17 protein-coding genes are annotated in these 22,351 nt (G+C 40.7%); 15 read left to right on the top strand and 2 right to left on the bottom strand.

All coding sequences use genetic code 11. From position 1 onward, the window contains the following. The first annotated feature begins 15 nt into the window (after nucleotides 1-15). From H589_RS20815 to lon, 8 genes are all read left to right on the top strand, one after another. A complete protein-coding gene (locus H589_RS20815) occupies nucleotides 16-192 on the top strand; it encodes a hypothetical protein (protein ID WP_156891740.1) in 177 nt (58 codons plus the stop codon). 19 nt (nucleotides 193-211) lie between these two features. Beyond that, nucleotides 212-1,201: an arsenic resistance protein gene (locus H589_RS0114875; RefSeq protein ID WP_027722769.1), complete on the top strand. Its 990-nt coding sequence runs from the start codon at nucleotides 212-214 to the stop codon at nucleotides 1,199-1,201. Nucleotides 1,202-1,421: 220 nt separating this feature from the next. After that, nucleotides 1,422-1,736 carry a hypothetical protein gene (locus tag H589_RS0114870; RefSeq protein WP_051249758.1) on the top strand — a complete coding sequence of 105 codons (315 nt, stop codon included), beginning with the start codon at nucleotides 1,422-1,424 and terminating at the stop codon, nucleotides 1,734-1,736. A 303-nt stretch (nucleotides 1,737-2,039) separates the two neighbouring features. Continuing rightward, on the top strand, nucleotides 2,040-3,347 hold the full coding sequence (tig, locus tag H589_RS0114865) for a trigger factor (protein ID WP_027722767.1): 1,308 nt from the start codon (nucleotides 2,040-2,042) through the stop codon (nucleotides 3,345-3,347). Between the two features lie 274 nt (nucleotides 3,348-3,621). After that, nucleotides 3,622-4,230, top strand: coding sequence for an ATP-dependent Clp endopeptidase proteolytic subunit ClpP (clpP, locus tag H589_RS0114860; protein WP_027722766.1), 609 nt, complete (start codon nucleotides 3,622-3,624; stop codon nucleotides 4,228-4,230). Nucleotides 4,231-4,236: 6 nt separating this feature from the next. Next, entirely contained in the window at nucleotides 4,237-5,490 is a 1,254-nt protein-coding gene (clpX, locus tag H589_RS0114855; RefSeq protein ID WP_027722765.1) for an ATP-dependent Clp protease ATP-binding subunit ClpX, read from the top strand. 209 nt (nucleotides 5,491-5,699) lie between these two features. After that, entirely contained in the window at nucleotides 5,700-8,423 is a 2,724-nt protein-coding gene (locus H589_RS0114850; RefSeq protein ID WP_245577164.1) for an ABC transporter substrate binding protein, read from the top strand. Between the two features lie 403 nt (nucleotides 8,424-8,826). After that, entirely contained in the window at nucleotides 8,827-11,280 is a 2,454-nt protein-coding gene (lon, locus tag H589_RS0114845; RefSeq protein ID WP_027722763.1) for an endopeptidase La, read from the top strand. 166 nt (nucleotides 11,281-11,446) lie between these two features. Here lon and H589_RS0114840 read toward each other — a convergent pair whose 3' ends face one another. Beyond that, nucleotides 11,447-11,743 (bottom strand): hypothetical protein, encoded by a 297-nt coding sequence (locus tag H589_RS0114840; protein WP_027722762.1) that lies wholly within the window; start codon nucleotides 11,741-11,743, stop codon nucleotides 11,447-11,449. A gap of 429 nt (nucleotides 11,744-12,172) precedes the next feature. Here H589_RS0114840 and H589_RS20485 point away from each other — a divergent pair, with 429 nt between their 5' ends. From H589_RS20485 to H589_RS0114825, 3 genes are read left to right on the top strand one after another with little or no spacing between them, the layout of a single operon-like run. Next, a complete protein-coding gene (locus tag H589_RS20485) occupies nucleotides 12,173-13,972 on the top strand; it encodes an HAD-IIIC family phosphatase (RefSeq protein WP_051249757.1) in 1,800 nt (599 codons plus the stop codon). Between the two features lie 10 nt (nucleotides 13,973-13,982). Then, nucleotides 13,983-14,210: an acyl carrier protein gene (locus tag H589_RS0114830; protein WP_027722761.1), complete on the top strand. Its 228-nt coding sequence runs from the start codon at nucleotides 13,983-13,985 to the stop codon at nucleotides 14,208-14,210. 3 nt (nucleotides 14,211-14,213) lie between these two features. After that, nucleotides 14,214-16,313, top strand: coding sequence for an AAC(3) family N-acetyltransferase (locus H589_RS0114825; protein ID WP_027722760.1), 2,100 nt, complete (start codon nucleotides 14,214-14,216; stop codon nucleotides 16,311-16,313). Nucleotides 16,314-16,402: 89 nt separating this feature from the next. Here H589_RS0114825 and H589_RS0114820 read toward each other — a convergent pair whose 3' ends face one another. Further along, nucleotides 16,403-17,719, bottom strand: coding sequence for a M23 family metallopeptidase (locus tag H589_RS0114820; protein WP_027722759.1), 1,317 nt, complete (start codon nucleotides 17,717-17,719; stop codon nucleotides 16,403-16,405). Nucleotides 17,720-18,004: 285 nt separating this feature from the next. Here H589_RS0114820 and hysB point away from each other — a divergent pair, with 285 nt between their 5' ends. The 4 genes from hysB to H589_RS19840 all read left to right on the top strand — a co-directional run. Then, nucleotides 18,005-18,952 carry a NiFeSe hydrogenase small subunit gene (gene hysB / locus H589_RS0114815; protein WP_027722758.1) on the top strand — a complete coding sequence of 316 codons (948 nt, stop codon included), beginning with the start codon at nucleotides 18,005-18,007 and terminating at the stop codon, nucleotides 18,950-18,952. A 24-nt stretch (nucleotides 18,953-18,976) separates the two neighbouring features. Continuing rightward, nucleotides 18,977-20,515: a NiFeSe hydrogenase large subunit HysA gene (gene hysA / locus H589_RS0114810; protein WP_084147016.1), complete on the top strand. Its 1,539-nt coding sequence runs from the start codon at nucleotides 18,977-18,979 to the stop codon at nucleotides 20,513-20,515. A gap of 245 nt (nucleotides 20,516-20,760) precedes the next feature. Beyond that, the gene (gene hysD / locus H589_RS0114805; RefSeq protein ID WP_027722756.1) at nucleotides 20,761-21,234 is read left to right on the top strand and encodes a NiFeSe hydrogenase maturation protease; all 474 of its coding nucleotides are present in this window, start codon (nucleotides 20,761-20,763) and stop codon (nucleotides 21,232-21,234) included. Nucleotides 21,235-21,491: 257 nt separating this feature from the next. Next, on the top strand, nucleotides 21,492-22,351 hold an 860-nt coding region (locus H589_RS19840; protein WP_169433125.1), incomplete at its 3' end, for a tetratricopeptide repeat protein.

Below are 22,351 nucleotides of genomic sequence, written 5' to 3'. Positions count from 1 at the left end.
CAAAAGGAGGTGCTCATGGATTTCATAATGGTACATTGTCCTTTTTGTTCGTTCAAGCAGGATATTCAGTTGAAGAAATATGATCATGATTCAGTGATAAAGTGCTTCAACTGTGAAGGATGGTTTTCAGTTAAATTCCTTCTGCATGGTATTCTGGTTTATCCATCAAAAAATTTTTTTACTAATAAGTGATAGTAAATGGAGGCATATTATGTGGAAAATTTTTCAGCGAATTTCAGCGAATTTGATTTTGGCAATTCCTCTGATGATGTTAACGGGTTTTGCTTACGGACTTCTGTTTGAAACAGCATGGCTCAAAACCATGATTGTTCCGTTCACTTTTCTTATGGTTTATCCAATGATGGTAACTCTTAAGATAAAAAAGGTCTTTGAAGGTGGAGATGTAAAAGCACAGGTACTGACTCAGTTCATCAATTTTGCGATAGTTCCTTTTGTTGCATATGGATTCGGGCAGTATTTCTTTGCAGACCGTCCATACATGGCTCTTGGTTTACTTCTCGCAGGACTGGTTCCCACCAGTGGAATGACTATTTCGTGGACCGGATTTGCTAAAGGCAATATGTCCGCAGCTATAAAAATGACTGTAATCGGACTTGTCTGCGGATCATTGGTGACTCCTCTATTTGTTAAAGCTCTTATGGGAACGACTATTGAAATGAGTATGCTCGCAGTAATGAAGCAGATATTCTTCATAGTTTTTCTGCCCATGACTCTTGGTTATTTTACTCAGCGTATACTTGTCCGAAGATATGGTCAGAAAGATTTTCAGAAATATATCGGTCCCAAATTCCCTCCGTTATCAACTCTGGGTGTACTGGGTATTGTATTTGTAGCTCTCGCTCTTAAAGCTAAAACCATTGCCGCTGCTCCAGAAGTTCTGTTGAGTATTTTGGTTCCGCTTTTGATCCTGTACACATTAAATTATGCATTAAGTACTCTCATCGGTAAGGCATTTCTTCCACGCGGAGATGCAATTGCTTTAGTTTACGGCTCTGTAATGCGCAATCTCTCGATTGCTCTTGCAATTGCTATTAATGCATTCGGTCCTCAAGGCTCAGATGCGGCGCTTGTAATTGCTCTGGCTTATATTATTCAGGTACAATCAGCAGCCTGGTACGTTAAGTTTACATCTAAAGTTTTCGGTAGCGAGTGTGAATGCTCATGCGAAGCCGCAAGCTAGATTTTCGGTTTTCAGGTCAGTTGAAGTGTGAATGACGTCATTCATACTTCCTGACTGGAAACATTTCGTTTGAAATATAGCATAAGATACGTCGATAATAATAAACTGAAACTGAATCACATTAATATTCTCCAAAGCATTCAAGTTTTAATTGACACTGAAAATCATTTTCAATATATTGAGATCAACAAAAACAAAGATTGAACTATATGGAGTTATTATGTGCGGATTCAGCAAAGTTTGGCAGTTGAGCAGAGAAGGGATGGAAGCTTGTAATAAAGGTGATTTCTTTACGGCAGAAAATAACCTTAAAACGGCAATATCCATGTCTAATTGTAAATCCAAAAAAATACACAAAGCAACAATGTATAATAATTTGGCTGTAGTATACCAACTGAACGGGAAAGTAGAAGACGCAATCAACGCTTATAATATGGCGGTAAGCTTTCTTAATCCCCATCATGAAGGGCAGTCGAATTTAATTAAAAAAATAGTTAGTAAAATAGATATGTTAAAACATAAGGAAGCTGCATAATTTTAAAATTTATTTGCCTCTCCTCCTCCTTTCGGACAGGCCCTGTAGCAGGGTCTGTCCGTATTTTTTTATGATTTAAAACAATCACCGTTGAAGATTTAATTTATAAAAAACGATTATTATAACTTTATTTTTGATGGAATTTTCCTCAGGACTTGACTTTGTGTGGAAACTGCCTAAATAATCCCAGTTCTTTTGTAGGTGGAAATGTGAAATACTTCACTTCCAGCAAAAGGAAAGTAAAGTACACAACTGTCACCCATTTTCGGGGCGAGACAGATATATTTTAGGAGGATGCTTAATATGGATTTTAATATTGAAGAAATTTCACAGGTAGAAAGAGAAATTAAAGTTTCCGTACCTGCTGAAGAAGTCGGTGCAGCTCTTGATGCAACTATCGCTCTCTACAAGGTTCAGACTCCGGTAAAAGGTTTCAGAAAGGGTAAAGTTCCTGCATCTGTTATTCAGTCTAAATACAAAAAACAGATCATCAGTGAAGCTACCACTGACCTGATTAACTATCAGATTAACGAAATCCTAAATGAGAAGTCCTTCGCTCCTGTTTCCAAGATTGATGTTGATGCCAAAGAATTGGTTCGTGATGAAGATTTCAACTACGTAATTAAATTCGAAGTTGTTCCTGAATTCGAAACTCCAGTATACCTTGGTCTTGAAGTTGAAGAAGAACGTGCAGAAGTTGCTGAAAGTGAACTTAAAGAAGTTGAAAACAGACTTCTTCAGTCCATGGCTAAAATTGCACCCATCGAAGATGACCGTCCTGCAAAAGACGGCGAACTCGCTTGCGTAACTTTCTCTGCTGAAATGGACGGAGAGCCTATCCCCGGTGTTCAGGCTGACAACTTTGATCTGCCCATCGGTGAAGGACATTCACTTGAAGAGTTCGAAACTTTCGTTAAAACTCTGAAATCTGGTGAGTCCGGCGAAACTGATATCACTTTTCCTGAAGATTTTATCAACGGTGAACTCGCAGGCAAAACTGCAACTATGAAAGTTACCGTTCATGCCATTAAAGAACGCAAAATGCCCGAACTTACCGATGATATCGTAAGACAGGCAGGCGGATTTGAAACCGTTGAAAAAATGCGTGAAGTTGTAAAGCAGTCTTATACTGCCAACCGCAAACAGCTTTGCAAGAGTGCAGCTCTGACCAAGCTGATTAAAGGCATTGCTGAAAATCTTGATTTCCCACTTCCTCCTTCTCTGCTTGAAGACCGTCTCAACCGCATGGTTGCAGATGTTATCGGTCGTACCGAACGCTCCGGTAAGAGCTTTGAGTCTCTTGGTAAATCCATCGAGGAACTCCGTGAAGAGCAGCGCCCAATGGCTGAAGAATCTGTGCGCACTGAAATCTTCCTCCTTACTGTAGCAAAACGTGAAGAACTCACTGTTGAGCCTCAGGAAGTTGAAGGAGCACTGTACCAGATTGCACAGCAGACTCAGCAGGATTTGAGCTCTGTTAAATCCTACTACGAAGAAAATAATCTTCTCGTACCTCTCAAAGATAGACTCCTTGCTGATAAAGCAGCTGAGTTCATCTATGAAAATGCAAATGTTACTGAAATTGATCCTGTTAAGAAGGATGAACAGTAGCCACTGCTGTCGTTAGATAGACTTTTGGCGGCACAGTTTTTACGAACTGTGCCGCCTTTTATTTGAAATGTCGCGTTCTTGTATTGACTTTAATCGGTGCTGTTATATTTTTGAAGAATCAGATATTTAAAGACTTACCGGATTAATACTTGTCCTTGAGCCTTCAAATGTTTAGAGTGCTGAATTGAATAGTGTCCGTTATGAACGGGCTAAACTGGTTTTGTTAAGAATTTTACATCTTTTCATACTAAAATGTCCTCTTTGGGAGAGATAGATGTCTGGAACTATACCTATTGTTGTTGAAACCACCGGGCGTACAGAACGCGCATACGATATTTATTCACGCCTTCTCAAGGATAGAATCATCCTTCTCAGTGGGGAAGTTAATGATCACGTAGCAAGTGTTATTTGTGCTCAGCTTCTTTTTCTGGAATCAGAAGATCCTGAAAAAGAAATATACATGTATATTAACTCTCCAGGTGGTGTTGTAACAGCTGGAATGGCTATTTACGATACCATGCAGTATATTTCAGCCCCAGTTGCAACTCTTTGCATGGGACAGGCTGCAAGTATGGGCGCTTTCCTGCTCAGCGCAGGGGAGAAGGGCCACCGCTACTCACTGCCCCATAGCCGTATACTTATTCACCAGCCTCTTGGCGGTGCTCAGGGGCAGGCTACAGATATCGGTATTCAGGCTAAAGAAATTTTGCGCCTCAAGAAAACTCTTAATATGATTATGGCGGAAAATACTGGTAAGAAGCTTGAAGAGATTGAAAAAGACACTGATCGTGATTACTTTATGTCAGCAGAAGAGGCTCTTGCGTATGGCCTCATTGATAAAGTTCTCGAATCACGTGGCAAACTCGAATCCAAGGAAGGTTAATTCTTGATGAGTAATGAAAATCAAGGTTCAGGACAGGACCTTCATTGCTCCTTTTGTTCCAAGTCTCAGGATGAGGTTCAGAGACTGATTGCCGGACCTGATGTATACATATGCGACGAATGCGTACAGCTGTGTAATGACATCATGGCTCAGGAGGCTGTCAGTGAGGAGTTTGATGCAGGTAAGTTACTGTCACCGCAGGAAATAAAAGAATTACTTGATGAATACGTAATTGGACAGGATCAACCTAAAAAGATTCTGGCAGTTGCAGTTCATAACCATTATAAACGTGTATTCTACACTCAGTCCAATAGTGCTGATGATGTAGAACTTGATAAAAGCAACATTTTGCTTATCGGACCTACCGGATCAGGTAAGACTTTGCTTGCTCAGACTTTGGCCAGAGTTCTTAAAGTTCCTTTTGCTATTGCCGATGCAACGACTTTAACCGAAGCCGGTTACGTTGGTGAGGATGTAGAAAACATTCTCGTTCAACTTTTGCAGAATGCTGATTACGATATTGAAGCTGCTTCCCGCGGAATCATCTACATTGATGAGATTGATAAAATCTCCCGTAAGGGTGACAGTCCGTCCATCACTCGCGATGTTTCCGGTGAAGGTGTACAGCAGGCACTGCTTAAGATTATCGAAGGAACTGAAGCCAATATTCCTCCTAAGGGCGGACGTAAGCATCCCCAGCAGGAATTTATCAGGCTCGATACTTCTAATATTCTGTTTATTCTTGGAGGTGCATTTATTGGACTTGATTCAATTGTGCAGCAGAGAATGTCAGGTACAGGTATCGGCTTTGGCGCCAAAGTTGAGACCAAGACTGAGAAAGCCATAAGTGAAATGTTCACTCAGGCTGAACCAGCTGATTTAGTAAAATTCGGTCTTATTCCTGAATTTGTAGGACGTATTCCTGTTCAGACAGCTCTTTCAGAGCTTACTGAGGAAGATCTTGTCCGCATTCTGCAGGAACCTAAGAATGCTTTGGTGAAACAGTATAAAAAGATGTTCGACATTGATGGCGTTCGTCTTACTTTTACTGCAAATGCACTCAAGTCCATTGCAGCTAAGGCTGTTAAGAGAAAGACTGGAGCTCGAGGACTTAGAAACGTTCTAGAGTCTATCATGCTTGATATCATGTATAAACTTCCTTCCATGAGCGGAGTTAAGGAATGCGTGATTAATAAAAATGTTGTTGAAACAGGTATGGAACCACTACTTTTTTTTCATAATGAAGTAAAAAGCGCATAACCGTTATATATTACTTAAATCAAAAAAGCCTCCGTTTAACAAAACGGAGGCTTTTTTTGTTGCATTATCTTGGCAACTCCATACATATGACGTATATAATAAAATTAAATCAAGGTTGTTGTTATAATATAAATAAAGTGTTTTTTGTTTTATAAAGACTTTGTCAATAGTTTGAAATCTAGAGTGTGGTCTTTCAGGTGACATTTTTCGTGAATTTTAAATTTAACTATTTCATAAAAGATACAAGGCTATATATGCGTAGGTTTGTTTTTATTTTGATATTGTTCATTTCATTTTTTATCTTTTGCAATGCAGATAATTGCTTTGCAAAAGATAAAAATGTTTTACTTATTAGTTCTTATCACCCCGCATTTCCCACTTTTTCCCAGCAGGTAAACGGACTTAAGTCTATTTTAGGTCCTGCAGATGTAAAACTCGATGTCGAATTTATGGACAGTAAACGGTTTTATAACTGGGAAAATTTATCTTTTTTTCACGATCTGCTGAAATTTAAACTTGGCTCAATCCCTGCGTACGATGTTATAGTCACAGCTGATGATAATGCCCTTAAATTTGCAATTCAATATCGGGCTGAATTGTTTCCAGATACCCCGGTAGTTTTTTGCGGACTTAATAATCAGGATTTAGGGCATGTTCTTAATGAAAATAAAAATTTTACTGGGGTTATTGAGGCTGTCTCGCTAAAAGAAACATTAGATTTGGTAGGACAGCTTCTGCCTAAAGCGAAGGATGTTTATACTATTGTTGATTCAACTCTAAGCGGACAGGGAGACTATAATCTCTATAAATCTGTCAGGAATAATTTCCCGGAACTGAACTTCCATGATCTTTCTCTCAAAGAATTAAGCTGGTCACAGCTACGGACAAAATTGGAAAGTATTACCCCTGAAAGTGCAATTTTTTTACTTTCTGCCTATAGAGATAAGTATGATATTTCTATGTCTTTTGATGAAAGCTTAAGTTTCATTTTAAATAATTCAAAAGTACCTGTTTTTCATAATTATGAACACGGTATCGGCAGTGGAATTCTTGGTGGAAAAGTTATTTCTCACTTTGATCAGGGGCGAATTGCTGGGCATATCGCTTTAGATATTTTGAGTGGCAAAAAAGTTAAAGATATACCTGTTGTTGAAGGTAAAGAAGCTAATAGATATATTTTTGATCGTAATATTTTAAATAAGTATAAGATACGTAATTCTCTTTTACCAAAAAATTGTACTATCCTTAATGAAGAGAAATCAGTTTTCATATTATATAAATTAGAGATAGTTGGAGTAATTCTTTTTGCATGCACTTTAATTGTTTTTTCATTTGTAATTCTTTTTTATTACATAAGGCTTAGAAGAACAGAAGATAAAGTTAGAGAAAGTGAAGCCCGTTTTGCTTTTGCAATGGAAGCAAATAAAGATGGTATTTGGGATTGGGATATTCTGAGTAACGATGTTTATTACAGTCCCGGATACAAAGCCATGCTTGGTTATAAAGTTGATGAAGTCCCGGACAATGTTGATTCGTGGCTTGATTTAATTCACATTGATGACCGCGCAGAAGCATTTGAAGCAAATCATCGCTGTATCATCAACGAAGTATCAAGTTTTGAAGTTGAGTTCAGGATGCTGGCTAAGGATGGAACGTGGCGTTGGATTCTTGGACGGGGTAAGGCTTTTGAACGTAATGAGAATGGACGGGCATTAAGAGTAATCGGTACACATACGGATATTACAGATAGAAAAAATTCAGAAAATGAAATCCGTAATCTGCGGAATTATTTAAAGAGTATTATTGATTCTATGCCTTTTGTACTCATTGGCCTTGATCATAACACCAATGTGACTCTATGGAATGCTAAAGCCGTAGAAGTAACAGGTCTTACTGCAACTGATACCGTTGGCATGCCTGTTGCTGAAGTTTTTCCACGTCTGTTGCCGCATATGGAAAGTATTAAGGAATCTCTCGCAAATCATAAAATCTATCTGGATTCACGATTATCTCGCCGAGAGGAAGGAAAAGTGTGGTATGATGATGTTACCATTTATCCTCTTTCATCAAATGATGACCACGGGGTAGTAATTATTATAGACGATGTTACTGAGCGGGTTAGATTGGAAGAGCTTGTCGTGCAAAATGAGAAGATGCTTTCTGTCGGCGGACTTGCCGCCGGTATGGCGCATGAAATAAACAATCCGCTTGGCGTAATTATTCAAGGGTCTCAAAATATTAAACGTCGTGCGTTTGGCTTTTTGTCGGAGAATATACGGGTAGCAAAACAAAATAATATTAATCTTGAAGACGTTCATTCGTATTTGAATGATCGGAATATTCCTAAAATTCTGGATGGCGTTAATTCAGCTGCGTTGCGGGCAGCTAGAATCGTAAGCAATATGCTTAGCTTCAGTAGAAAAAATGATGATGATTTTAGAAATAATAATTTAGCGGATCTTTTAGATGAAACAGTTGATCTTGCGAGGAATGAGTATGATCTGACGACGAAATATGATTTTAGAAAAATAATTATTGTACGTGAGTACGATGAAAAGACCCCGCTAGTTTATTGTGAACGAAGTGAAATCCAACAGGTTATACTTAATCTTTTGAAAAATGGTGCTCAGTCTATGCATGAGAAGGAATATACTGATGATTCTCCTAAATTCACACTGAAAGTAAGGCAGAAAGATAATAATGCGATAATTGAAGTTGAAGATAATGGTAAAGGGATAGACAGCAATGCCCGGAAAAGAATTTTTGAACCATTCTATACAACTAAACAGGTAGGTGAGGGGACTGGGCTGGGACTTGCTATTTCTTATTTTATTATCACTGATCTTCATAAAGGAAATATGGAAGTATATTCAACGCCCGGCTTATGGACCAAGTTTATTATAAGCCTGCCATTGACATCAGAGTCTCAATAGGGGTTGCCTATTCGTTGGTTAGGTTTTACTTAGTTAATATGGATTGTCAGGGGTAAATTGTTTTCTGATTACGCCGATATGGCAACAGATACATTGTCTGATCCGCCTGTTCACTTCACGTCTAATTTAATCTTGCGTAATTGATTTAACTTATTGTGATAAATATTGATCCTATGTTTGACAAAACTTATTAAGGTATTATCTCATTGTCTTATAGATCATTCGCTTGTGGTTTGAGTGGAGTTAATTCGAATATAATTGTGATTTTCAAAAAGATTGTGTCTAAAGTTTATTTGTAAGAGCCAAGTTCAACATAATTTTATTTTGAATTGTTATCTGAGAGCCTTTTTGTGCTCCAGTCATGAGTAAATAAGCCCTAGCCGGGATAAAGGCAGGAGGATAAATGTCGTCCATAGAAAATGAAGGTGGCACTGCATCCGCTGAGCAAAATATTCTTCCAATGATGTCCTTGAGGGAAGTGGTAATATTCCCGCGTTCTATTGTACCGCTTTTTGTAGGACGTGAATCTTCGATTAAGGCCATTGAGGAAGCTATTGCAGATTATGATAAGAAAATTTTTCTTGTAACACAGCAATTCCCAGAAAAAGAAAAACCAACACCTGAAGACGTATTCAAAGTTGGTACTGTAAGTAAAATTTTGCAAATGCTCAGACTACCTGATGGCACTATCAAGGTTTTGTTTGAGGGAATGTATCGTGCTGCATGGAATCCAGAAGTAGACGGTATTACATTTGAAGATGATTTTCCGCTTGTTAATATTGAGCCTATGGATGATCTGGATGCAGATGAACATGCTACGGAAGCTCTGGTCCGTTCAGTTCATGAAGCTTTGGAGTCTTTTGGCAAAGTTAATAAGAAGGTTGCCCCGGAAACAATTCTGGCCATATCAACTATCAGGGTTGCAGGTAAGCTTGCTGACTCAATTATGCCTCATCTTAAGGTGGAATTTCTTAAGAAACAGACAATTCTTGAAATTGTTGATCCGCTTAAAAGGCTTGAAGCTGTTTATGAACTTCTGCTTGGTGAGATTGAAATCGTGTCCATTGAAAAGCGGGTCAAAAACCGTGTCAAAGGGCAGATGGAAAAGAATCAGCGGGAGTATTATCTCAACGAGCAGATGAAAGCCATTAACAAGGAAATGGGACGTGAGGATGATCCTCAGGCTGAAGCCCATGACCTTGAAGATCAGCTGAATGAAAAAGTCATGGATGACGAATCTCGTGAGAGAGTTCGTAAAGAAATTAAAAAGCTTAGACAGATGGCCCCATCTTCTGCCGAATACACCGTTGTACGCAACTATGTTGACTGGGTGATGGAGCTTCCGTGGAATCAATATAAAAAGACCAAACTTGATATTGCAGAATCAAGAAAGATTCTTGATGAAGATCATTACGGACTTGAAAAGCCGAAAGAACGTATTCTCGAATACATGGCTGTTCAATCTCTGGTTGATACAATTAAAGGTCCTATTCTTTGTTTTGCAGGCCCTCCCGGAGTTGGTAAAACATCCATTGCCCGCTCTATTGCCAGAGCCATGGGGCGTGAATTTGTGCGTCTGTCTTTAGGCGGAGTGCGCGATGAAGCAGAAATAAGAGGGCATCGCCGTACTTATGTCGGAGCATTACCCGGTAAAATTATTCAGTCCATGCGTCGTTGTGAATATAGTAATCCGGTTATCTGTCTGGACGAAGTAGATAAGATGAGTACTGATTTCAGGGGTGATCCTTCCGCAGCACTTCTTGAAGTTCTTGATCCTGAGCAGAATGGAACTTTTAATGATCATTATCTTGACCTTGATTATGATTTGTCAAAAGTATTTTTCATAACCACTGCAAATGATTTGCATTCTATTCCTTTGCCATTACAGGATCGTATGGAAATCATTACACTTCCCGGTTATCTTGAAACTGAAAAAGTGCATATTGCCAAAGACTTTCTGCTACCCAAGCAGATTGAAGAGCATGGCCTTAACGAGAAGAACCTTTCTGTTTCAGAAAGTGCTTTGACTGAAATTATTCGTACTTATACTAAAGAAGCCGGTGTCCGTAACCTTGAGCGTGAACTGGCAAGAGTATGCAGAAAGACTGCTATGAAGATTGTTGAGTCTGGAGATAAGGAAAAAAATCTTCACTTAACTATGACTAATCTTTCTAAAATACTCGGGGTTCATAAATTCCGTTATGGATCAAGTGAAGAAAAATCACAGATAGGTGTTTCAACAGGGCTTGCGTATACGCAGGTCGGTGGTGAAATGCTTATGGTTGAAGTCGTTCTTATGCCGGGTAAAGGCAAGGTGGTTATCACAGGTAAGCTTGGTGATGTTATGCAGGAATCTGCTCAGGCAGCTCTTTCCTATATCAGATCCAGATCCGATCTTTTCGGACTTAAACCTGATTTCCATGAAAAGATTGATGTTCACGTGCATGTACCGGAAGGAGCAACTCCTAAAGATGGTCCTTCAGCCGGTATAACCTTGTGCACGGCAATGGCTTCCGCATTCTTGAATGTGCCTGTTCGCCATGATCTTGCCATGACCGGTGAGATTACTTTGCGTGGGCGTGTTCTTCCTATCGGCGGGTTAAGGGAAAAATTGTTGGCAGCGCATCGCGGTTTGTCAAAAACAGTTCTTATTCCTATTGATAATAAGAAAGATCTTAAAGAGGTTCCTGATGAGATTCTAAAAGATCTTGAGATTATTCCTGTTGAAAATATGGATGAAGTTTTAAGTCATGCTCTTGACAGTCTCACCGCTGAAGAATTGTTCAGAGGAAGGGATGACATCACTCCTGTTGCTTTGAATCTTATTAAAGACGAATATCAAAGACCTGCACATTAAAAACAACTTAAAGACTATTACGTGAGGGTGTTCTCCATAAGGGGACACCCTCTTTTTTTACATAATATGGGGCAGGCTAGGTAAGTATGAATGTCGTAGATGTTGAATATGTATTCTAGAAGTATTAGATTATTTATCTTTTTGACGGATCAGTGATGTGAAATATTTAGAAACTAAAGCCAAACCCGATACCTAATCCAAGCCTGGATGAATTGTCCGTTGGTCCGTCGTCTGAGTAATTACTAGCGTTATTAAGTCCGAAAACAAAACCTGCTTTGATATTTTCATCTTCATATAAACCTGTCATCATGTCTTCAAAAGATGTGCGGGTCTCTTTAGTTAAATTCTCTTCAGCCCTTTCTCTTGAATCTTCTTTCAGGTTTATATTTAATCCTGCGGCGTAAGTGTTTGCAACAGTTAATGCTATGACCAGATTTGTAATGATAATTACTGATTTCCACACATTTCACCTTCCCTTTAAAAAACGTGGAAAAATTCTAACTTCATCATCAATTTAGAATTATACAAAATCCAGACCATTTAGGTATAAAGTTAATAAAATAAAGGGATGCTTTTCTCGCTAAAGTCTCTGTTCATGTCAGGAGGGAAAAATAATCGATTTTATGAGTCATTACTCAAAATTACTATGGAAAAATATTCATTCTGTAAGTTCTTGAAATAAATATTGCTTAGAGAGTTTTCTTCTAATATCTATTGAGTCAGATAACTTATTTATTAATTTTAGTTTTTTGAACTAACAGGGCATGCTTTAGCTTTAAGCAAACTAATTTGTTTTTTACCGGGCCAATATACCTGACTAGCTGGCCGTTAGTTATTTCAAGCAGACTTACATTAATATTTTACAATATGAATATACAAAGGAATATTTTTCATGAGTGCTTCTGAAATATATGGACAGAATCTTTCATACTCGGATATTCAGTGTGTTTTAAATGAGGTTAATTTAGACAGTCTGCCTGTATTGAATATCAGCATACTGCGAACTGTCATGATTGATTCTATTACTCCTTTTCTGCGTTATCATGCTTATGGAATAGACCATAATGCGATTATAGAATTCGGCAGATATGATAACATTTTTCAGGAAGCTGTCGGTGGAGAAACTGAATTACTTAATACATTAACAGATGTAGTTCTTATATTTATGCCACTAGAGTCTATTGCGTGGCGTCTTGCCAGATCATTCAGTTCTTTAAGCTCAGCTGAAGTGGAGCAGGAAATAGTACGTATTAATGAATATACTCAGGAAATCATTGAGGGAATCAGGAGTCAGACTCAGGCAATGATTTTGTGGCATGGTTTTGAAACTCCGCTATCACCGGGGGCCGGCATTTATGATTATCAAAATGAAAACGGTCAGATGGCGGCAATCCGCTCTCTCAATGATGATTTAAAATCAGCTCTTTCTCTAATTCATAATGCATATTTTGTTGATGTTGATTTATGCCGTGCCAGAGTGGGGGAGAATGCATTCTATGATTTACGTCTCTGGCACATGAATAAAGCTCCCTATTCTGTTGACGGTTTGCGTGAAATTGCAACTGAAGAAATGAAATTCATACGGCCGTTGCTGGGCAGGAATAAAAAATGTCTTGTTCTGGATTGTGACAATACTTTATGGGGCGGAATTATCGGCGAGGACAACCTCTCCGGTATTAAAATCGGTAACACTTATCCGGGGTCGTGTTTTTGGGAATTTCAACAGGAAATAATCAATTTATATGAGCGCGGTATCATATTAGCCCTGTGCAGTAAAAATAATGAGGCTGATGTATGGCAGGTTTTTGATGAACATCCAGATATGCTGCTTAACCGGGAACATATTGCTACGGCCCGGATTAATTGGCAGGACAAGGTTTCAAATCTCAGACAGATTGCTTCCGATCTGAATATTGCTTTGGACAGCATGGTTTTTATGGATGACAGCGAATTTGAGATAAGTATGGTTCGTCAAGAATTACCAGAAGTTACAGCAATTATTTTACCTGTTAAAAAGCCAACCAACTATCGTAAAATTTTAGCAGATTGCGGTTTTTTTGATACTCCTACTGTTTCAGAAGAGGATAAAAAACGTGGCGCAATGTATCTAGCCGAGAATAAACGTAATATTTTGAAGAATGAAGCCGGTGATCTTAGCCTGTATTATGAGTCACTGAATATGGAAGTTGAAATTTACGAAGCTGACGAATTTTCAATATCAAGGATTGCGCAGCTGACTCAAAAAACAAATCAGTTTAATCTTACCACTCGAAGATACAGTGATTCTGATATTGAATGTATGGTCGCTGATCAGGATGCATCGGTTCTTTATTTAAGGCTTAAAGATCGATTCGGCGACAGTGGTATTGTCGGAGTTTGTGTTTTACGCTTTGCAAGCGGGCAGACTTTTATTGATTCTCTGCTTCTTTCGTGCAGAGTTCTGGGCCGGAAAGTTGAAAATATTTTTGTCGTCAAAATTATGGAATATGCGAAAGACAGAGGCGCAACGAATATTGTCGGTGAGTATTATGCTACTGCCAAAAACGAGCAGGTAGAATTTTTCTTTCGGGATATGTCATTTACTGAAATTAAAACAGACCGAGCCGAACCGGACAGGGTGTTTCAATATTCTTTGGATGGGAATTTACCTGAAATACCTGATTTTTTCAAAAGTATAAGTTTTTTAAAATGAGGATTAAGTTGTGATTGATAGAGTTTGCAAAGTTATTTCAAACGTTCTTAATGAACCGCTGGATCAAATTGATGAGTCTACCTCCTCAGCAAATCTGGATAAATGGGATTCTTTAAAGCATATGAACATCATTTTGGCTGTTGAACAGGAGTTCGGAGTTCAGTTTGATGAAGAGCTGATGCTTGGGCTTATATCCGTCGGGCTTATTGTTGCAGCTCTTAATGAGTTGGAGAATTAAATCATGGGAAGAGGATCATACAACAAAGCTGATGTACTGCGGGTTTTTCATGAAGCCGGATTAAAGAAAGGGGACGTGGTTCTAAGTCATACAGCTATTTTACAATTGGGGATGCCGGAGGAACTTTTTGACGGCGGGGATGCATTTCAGGTTATTTTTGATGCCATGATGGAAACTATCGGCCCTGAAGGTACATTTCTCGTTCCGACATTCTCCTACAGTTTTTGTAAAGGTGAGGACTTTGATCCCCAAAATACTCCTTCAGATGTGGGCCCCTTTGGAAATCGTTTCCTTAAACTTGCGAATGTTGAACGTTCATCTGATCCAATCTTTTCTCTTGCCGGAACAGGTCCAGCTGTAGAGTATTTATTCAGTGATCTTTCCAATGAATGTTTCGGTCCGGGTTGCATATATGAAAAGCTTGAAAAGATTAATGCCAAGGTCTGCCAGATAGGTGTAGGCCTGGAGTATCTTACTGCCATGCATTACCTTGAAAACATGGCAGGTTCACCGCATCGATTTAATAAAATATTCTCTGGAAATATTATTTCAGGCACAAAATCACGGAAAGAAAATTGGATTTATTCCGTACGCACCATGGGGGATTACAGCCGTGTCTGTTTTAAGAAAGCCCATGATGAAGCTGTAAAACAAGGTAAAGCCAGAGTTTTACAACTAGGCAGGGGGACTGTAACGGCAACGACCTTTACTGAAATTTTTGGTGTTGCTCGTGGAATGCTTAAAGAAAATCCGATGGCCTTATCGACTGATCCCTCTGTAGATCCCCTGCAGGCAGAAATCGAAAGAGTGCCGTCTTTCCGCAGTGGAGTAGAACTGTTACCGGATGCAGATTTGAAAACAATTGTTGAAACAGTATACCCACTGCCCCGTGACATTGTTTCAGATGCTTACGATGAAGCGCTTGATGTGCTTTCTCAGGTTGTTCCCATCAAACAGCATGCTTATCGCTCCGGTACTAATTGTTTTACGTGGATAGTCCCTGAACGCTGGGTCTGTCGCCGTGCGTCCCTTGAAAGTATTGACGGCAAGGAAATATTTTCAACCGATGATTGCAGATTGCATGTAACATCTTATTCCCTTCCTTTTAATGGACTTGTCAGTCGTGAAAAGTTAATGCAACACTTGAAGGTTCATCCGTATTATCCGGATGCCGTGCCGTTCACATTCAAATATTATGAGCGGGATTGGGGACTTGCCTGTTCACAGGAACAGCGAGATTCTCTTAATGAGGATGAGTACAGGGTTAAGATCGATGTTGATTTTTGCATGGGAGAACTCAAGGTCGGTGAGATAATTGTGCCCGGTGAAAATGACGATTGTTACGTTTTCTGCGCTCATCTTTGCCATCCTGAAATGGTCAATGATGATATGGCAGGAGTTGCAGTTTGCGTTGATGTCGCCAGAAAACTTTTAGCAGGACCTAGACCTAAATATACATACCGTTTTCTCATTGTACCCGAGACAATCGGTTCCGCAGCATATCTGAGTCATAATCGGGAACTTATACCGGATATGAAAGGTGGAGTGTTTCTTGAAATGCTGGCTACAGATCATCCCCATTCGTTGCAGAAGTCTTTGCGTGGAAATACTGAGATTGACCTGCTATGTGAACAAATTGTGCGGGAACATGACCCTCAGTCATGGTCAGATGGATTTGCACGGGTCATCCGTAATGATGAAAGGATGTTTAACAGTCAGGGGATAGGTGTGGATATGCTGTCACTTTCCCGCATAACCACAGGTCCGCATAGACCATACAAGGAATATCATTCCTCAAAAGATGATGCTGAGCACGCAAATTTTGAAAATCTTGAATCATCACGTGATCTGGTTTTAAAAATAATCGGGGCCATAGAGAATAATCGCAAGCCGCAGCTTTTATTTGAAGGGGAGTTGTTCTGTTCAAGATTCAACGGCCTTGATTATGGTCAGATGGAGCATATCATTCATAGTGTGACATACTATATCGATGGCAAAAGAAGCGTTGCCGAGATTGCAGATATTGCTGGTGTTCCATTTAACAGTGTACTGGAATATTGTAATATTCTGTACGGGGAAGGGCTTCTGGAATGGCGGGATTAGTTTTATTTTAGAATTATAATTCGTTGTAAATAATAAAAAAAGTGCCTCGGCTTAAAGCTGAGGCACTTTTATTTGTTGTCTGGTTTTGATTATTTAATTTTGCTGGTAATATTGTTTTTGATCCATGTTGCATCCCACCATTCAACGGGGTTGACCGGAATACCGGAACAAATAACTCCATAGTGCAGATGATCACCACCAGCCATACCTGTGGCTCCTGTTTTAGCGATAATCTGTCCTCTTTCCACCATATCACCCGGTTCCACATTCATCTGGCTTAAATGGGAATATAAAGTCTGCAGGCCCAGTCCGTGATCGATGATGATAGCGTTACCATAAATGCCGAAGTCGTTGGCAGCGAGGACAACACGTCCGTTGTTTGCTGCCGGTACCGGAGCATTTCTAGTGCTGGCAAGGTCAATACCGAGGTGAGTCTGGTGATCTATTTCATGACCATTATGGTAGTATGTGCGTTTATCACCGAATCCAGCTTTAGTAGCCGCATTGGGCAGTCTTAAAAACTTACCTTCGAAAAGAAAAGTTGGTGATGTATCCCTGCCTATACGGTGTAGTTCAGCTCTGTTTTTTACGCGCAGTTCCCTATTAACTTTGAGAAACAATTCTGTCTGACTTGGAATTCCCGGGAATTCATTTTCAAACTGAGGCATTTTATTGGCTAAAAAGCGATCTGAGATATTGATTCTGTCATGTCTGTAGTTCTTGCCGTTTGCGTGATACCAGAAGGTGCTGGTACGTTTATTTTTAGCTGCGTCTTCAGCGACAACGACCGGATGAAAATCTTTCTCTTTGGTATAGTAGGGCATTGCGAACAGGCAGGCATAGCTACCGTCCGGCTGTTTATAGCCCGGAAAAAAATCTTTTCCTACTTCAACCCCTGTATGGGAAGGCTCTTCGTTGACATTATACAGCACCAGAGCACAACCACCCTGATTCATGTTGTGTGTGCTGGTTTGCACAGTAATTTTTGGAGGAATAGTGTCCAGAGTGTAATTACCTCTGGCAATTACAGCGTTACCACTGCCGAAACCGGCCAGAGATGTATCCACAGCCCAGACTGCTATTTCAAAATTACCCTGCTTGATCTGTTTCTTTTTAATGAGGATATCCTCATTGTAATCAAAAGTTCCTTTCGGGAATTTTTTTTCGGTCAGAGTTTCTTTTGTTTTTCCCTGAGTCAGTACAATTTTTACAGCCTTAAGACCTGATTGAACATCACTGATATTCACGTTGATAGGTGTTTCATAGGTGATATAACCTTTCTCCGGTGATAAAACTGCCTGCGGAGCGGTAGTATCTTTGTACAATAAATAGGCACCAGTTCCAATAATTCCGACTATGATTAGTATAACAATAAACTGCCCGATACGACTTTTCTTCTTTGCCATTACATATCCTTAAAAGTTTTCGTGTGAATTTATAATATAACGTTGTTTGGCTCAGCGACCCTAACAGCAAAAAGCAACACTATTCAATATACAACATTGTAAAAACATATTTTATCTATGCATGCAATAGATAAAATCTATAGGTGTGTCGGTTTTGTATTAGTAATCGTTGACGTAAAAGTCTGGAGTGTGTAAGTGAAATTGAAAAATATTGTCGCCGTGGCGGTATTTTTTTCCCAGTAAGGACAGTGCCTTACTACGCCGGCAACCACCAAGGAGGTAGGGATGAGTTTGACCAGGCGAGATTTCGTGAAATTATGCACAGGAACAGTGGCTGGATTCGGGGTTTCCCAGATGTTCAACCCAAGTATTGTGCATGCGCTGAAAAAGTTTGTGCCGAACGTATTCTGGCTGCAGGGACAGGGCTGCACCGGATGTTCAGTATCTATACTTAATTCAGTGCATCCCTCTATCGCAGAGGTTCTTCTCGATGTAATTACACTCGATTATCACCCCACAATTATGGGTTCCGAAGGTCACGAGGCCTGGGGGCATATGATGGATGTGGCAAAAGAGCAGAAAGGTAAATACATCGTTATTGTCGAGGGAGCTGTTCCAACAGCTGAAAATGGACACTATTGCATCGTTGGTGCTGATGCTGACCACAATGAGTACACCATGTCTGAAGCCACTCTTGAAATGGCTAAGAATGCTGCCGTTGTTGTAAATGTCGGTACTTGTGCTGCTTACGGTGGTATTCCAGCTGCTGAAGGAAACGTTACAGGCTCTATGTCAGTGACAAATTTCCTTGCTGAGAATGGAGTAAAGACTCCTGTTGTTAACATTCCGGGCTGTCCTCCTCATCCAGACTGGATGGTTGGAACACTCGTTGTTGCAATCAATGCTATCGAAGAGAAAGGTCTTGAAGGCGGGCTAGCCGACGTTGTTTCAATTCTTGATGAAAACGGCCGTCCTAAACCTTTCTTCGGCGAAAACATCCATGATAACTGCCCATTTCTTGAGCAGTTCGACAACGATGAATATGCTGAAATATTCACTGATCCCGTTAAATGCCGTTACGAATTGGGCTGTAAAGGTCCAAGTGCGAACTCCGACTGCTTCAAACGTAAGTGGAACGGCGGTGTTAACTGGTGTGTTGAAAACTCAGTTTGCCTTGGCTGTGTAGAACCGGGATTCCCGGATGAAATGTCTCCCTTCTACGAAGCCGGTTAACCGGAAAAAGGAGTATTAATCCTTATGTCTTCAAAATCTCATGCACCCGCCGGTAAAGACGGGAAAATTAAGATTGCCATTGATCCGGTAACCCGTATCGAAGGCCACCTCAAAGCTGAGGTTGTTGTTAAAGATGGAAAAGTTGTGGATGCCTGGCTGTCAGGCGGTATGTATCGCGGTTTTGAGAATATTCTCATCGGCCGTGATCCCCGTGATGCAGCTCAGCTGACTCAGCGTCTGTGCGGTGTCTGCCCCACAGCGCATTCCACTGCTTCCACCCGTGCTCTTGATGATGCTTTCGGCGCAAAGATCACTACAAACGGTCGCGTCACCAGAAACCTCATCTTCGGTGCCAACTACCTGCAGTCTCATATTCTGCATTTTTATCACCTTGCAGCACTGGACTTCGTAAGAGGGCCGGGCAAATCTCCATTTGTCCCCCGCTTCGAACATCCTGATCTGCGTCTTGATGATAAAATAAACGCTGTTGCTGTTGACCAGTACGTGAAAGCTCTTGAAATCCGCCGCATCTGCCATGAAATGGTTGCTCTGTTCGGTGGTAAGATGCCTCATATCTCCGGTCAGGTTGTCGGCGGAGCCACCGAGATTCCTACCAAGGAAAAACTCGCTGAGTATTCCAGCCGTTTCAAAGCAGTTAAAAAATTCATCGCTGAAACATACGTTCCCACCGTCTACCTGATCGGTTCTGTATACAAGGACCTATTCAAGATCGGTGGCGGTTACAAAAACTGTATGTCTTACGGCGTATTCCCCATGGATGACGCAGAGAAAAACTTCCTCATCAAGTCCGGCGTTTACGTCAACGGCAAAGATGAGAAGTTTGATCCTGAACTTATCAAGGAATACACCAAATATTCATGGTACACTGACGAGTGTTCCGACCTGCATCCAAGCAATGGTAAAACCATTCCTGATGTTCACAAAGAGGGCGCATACAGCTTCTGTAAGGCATCCCGTTACAACGGTAATGCTGTTGAAGTAGGTCCTCTTGCACGTATGTGGGTTCACAATCCTGAGCTCAGCCCGATGGGTCAGAAGCAGCTTAAGGATCTCTTCGGTATCACTGCGAAGAACTTCCGTGATCTCGGCGAAGATATGGCTTTCTCACTCATGGGCCGCCACGTTGCCCGTGCTGAAGAAGCATACATGGTCGCCAATGCTCTTGACGATATCTGGCTCAAGGAAGTTGTTCCGGGCGAGGAAACATACGTTAAGACCACAATGCCCAAGGCAGCCGAAGGAATCGGTCTGACCGAAGCTCCCCGCGGCTCTCTGCTGCATTACATCAGTATCAAAGATTCAAAGACAGCGAACTACCAGATGATTCCCGCTACTCTTTGGAACAGCACACCCCGTGATGATAAAGGCATGCGTGGAACCATCGAGGAAGCCCTCGTGGGTTGTCCTGTGCCTGATCCTTCAAGTCCTGTAGACATCTCAAGGATCATTCGATCCTTTGATCCATGACTTGGCTGTGCCGTGCACGTGCTGCACGCAGAGACCGGTGAAGAGCATGTTATTCACGTAGGAGAAGGCTGCTAGGTTTATCTGGAAACCTTGAATGCCACGGAAATTAAAATTTCCGTATCCTGACCGTGAAAGCGGATTATAGAATAATTAAAAAGCTCCCGGGCACAGGATTAATCCAGTGTTCGGGAGTTTATTTTTCAGCCGGGATATTTTATCGCATTACTGTGAACAATAAATTTTGCAGGGATTACGAAGTTGATTCGTATCTTCTGCCCGTCAGATGCATTCACGGTATATATCACTGTAAGGGACTCAAAATGAAAAAATTGCTGGTATTAGGAATCGGAAATATCCTGCTCGGAGATGAAGGAGTCGGAGTTCATGCAGTAGAAGAACTTAAAAAAGAAACATGGCCAGAATTTGTCCATCTGGTAGACGGTGGAACGTTTACCCATGATATTTTTCACATTCTCGAAGGGTATGACGGATTACTGGTTCTGGATATTGTTCACGGCAGCAAAGAGGCCGGAACCATGTACAGACTGGAGGAAAAGGATCTGGTGCAGGACGAAAAGCAGCGTCTATCCCTGCACGACATAGATCTGATAGATTCGCTCAACATGGCCGAAGCCATTGGAAAACGGCCCGTTATGCGTGTGCTGGGCATGGAACCGGAAAACTACACCGACTGGAGTATGGAAATGACCGGGACCATCAAAGCCGTATTCCCCGATTTTCTTGCTGCTGCCCGAAAAGAGATTCAGCTTTTTATTGATGAATTCGGGCAGTAGATTTTTATATTTATAGATGTCTCCGACGGCCCGAGAGGGGGAACTTTTGCAAAAGTTCCCCCTCTCGGGGCTCTCCCCCTCAAAACCTCTTAACGGGGCAGGCTTATAAATTTAAAAGCAAAATCCGTTATAGGTACTTTTCTGTATTGACTCTTCTTTTTTATTATCATTAATTGAATTATACGTTTCAGCTTATATTTTAAGAAGTTCACTTTGATTATTGTGTTGTTATGACTTTTGGAGCGGGGAGTTGTGCTGTGGTAAACGGAACTGAAAATTTGATTGAAGCTGCTCTGGCTTTACCAGTTGGATGGTGGAATTGGTATTTGCTTTTGGAAACAGGAAATAAGATTGCTGTTTGGTGTGCCATTTTTGGCGGAATTCCAATAGCTGCTGGTGGAATTAAATATTTCTTCAAAAGAAAGAATGTTACTTCTGATGCTACTCCAACTGTAGCTGTTAATATTTCCAACGAAGATAAAATTGATTCAGGTGAGTTAGCCCTGAAGATATATAATGATTATAAAAATGTGAGTGATGAGCTGCGGGACGCTCAACAGCGTCTCCAAGAAAGTGAACAAGAAGTTGCCGGTCTTAAAGATGCTATTGATGGTTTGCGGACAATGGAAGAGCAGAATGGGAATTCAAAGTATGCCATTGAAGCAGAGAAAGAACTTGCGAATGGTGACACCAAATTAGCTAAAGCTCTTTTTCTGAAGGTTGCTGAGGAAAAGGAGAAAGAAGGCAAAAGTGTAAACAGCGAAGCTGCACAAGCTTACCGTCGATTGGGATCATTAGCCTTTCTTAATAGTACGCAAGATGCCATTGATGCATATCAGAAAGCAGTAGACCTTGATCCTGACAATGCTGACGGCTGGAATCAGCTTGGGAGGCTATTGTACAGAACAGGAGATATGGAAGAGGCGGCACGTGCCTATAAACGTGTCCTTAAGATTGGTGAAGCTACTAAGGATGATGGCTTGCTAGCTGTTGCCTTCGGCAATCTCGGCGTTCTTCGCAAAACTCAGGGTGATCTTAAAGGCGCTGAGGAGTATTACCTTAAGGCTTTAGCTCTTAATGAGGAGCTAGGTCGTAAAGAGGGCATAGCTATCCTGTA

The organism is Maridesulfovibrio zosterae DSM 11974 (assembly GCF_000425265.1).
Classification (GTDB): domain Bacteria; phylum Desulfobacterota; class Desulfovibrionia; order Desulfovibrionales; family Desulfovibrionaceae; genus Maridesulfovibrio; species Maridesulfovibrio zosterae.
Note: the sequence above shows the minus strand (reverse complement) of the source record. Positions and strands in the feature narration are given on the sequence as shown.

Bases quoted from the DNA above. Each gene is read 5' to 3' on its own strand.
- hysD (WP_027722756.1), top strand. From the start codon at position 20,761: ATGAAAAAATTGCTGGTATTAGGAATCGGAAATATCCTGCTCGGAGAT.
- clpP (WP_027722766.1), top strand. From the start codon at position 3,622: ATGTCTGGAACTATACCTATTGTTGTTGAAACCACCGGGCGTACAGAA.
- H589_RS0114875 (WP_027722769.1), top strand. From the start codon at position 212: ATGTGGAAAATTTTTCAGCGAATTTCAGCGAATTTGATTTTGGCAATT.
- lon (WP_027722763.1), top strand. From the start codon at position 8,827: ATGTCGTCCATAGAAAATGAAGGTGGCACTGCATCCGCTGAGCAAAAT.
- H589_RS0114820 (WP_027722759.1), bottom strand. From the start codon at position 17,719: ATGGCAAAGAAGAAAAGTCGTATCGGGCAGTTTATTGTTATACTAATC.
- H589_RS0114870 (WP_051249758.1), top strand. From the start codon at position 1,422: ATGTGCGGATTCAGCAAAGTTTGGCAGTTGAGCAGAGAAGGGATGGAA.
- H589_RS20815 (WP_156891740.1), top strand. From the start codon at position 16: ATGGATTTCATAATGGTACATTGTCCTTTTTGTTCGTTCAAGCAGGAT.
- hysB (WP_027722758.1), top strand. From the start codon at position 18,005: ATGAGTTTGACCAGGCGAGATTTCGTGAAATTATGCACAGGAACAGTG.
- H589_RS0114825 (WP_027722760.1), top strand. From the start codon at position 14,214: ATGGGAAGAGGATCATACAACAAAGCTGATGTACTGCGGGTTTTTCAT.
- H589_RS20485 (WP_051249757.1), top strand. From the start codon at position 12,173: ATGAGTGCTTCTGAAATATATGGACAGAATCTTTCATACTCGGATATT.
- clpX (WP_027722765.1), top strand. From the start codon at position 4,237: ATGAGTAATGAAAATCAAGGTTCAGGACAGGACCTTCATTGCTCCTTT.
- tig (WP_027722767.1), top strand. From the start codon at position 2,040: ATGGATTTTAATATTGAAGAAATTTCACAGGTAGAAAGAGAAATTAAA.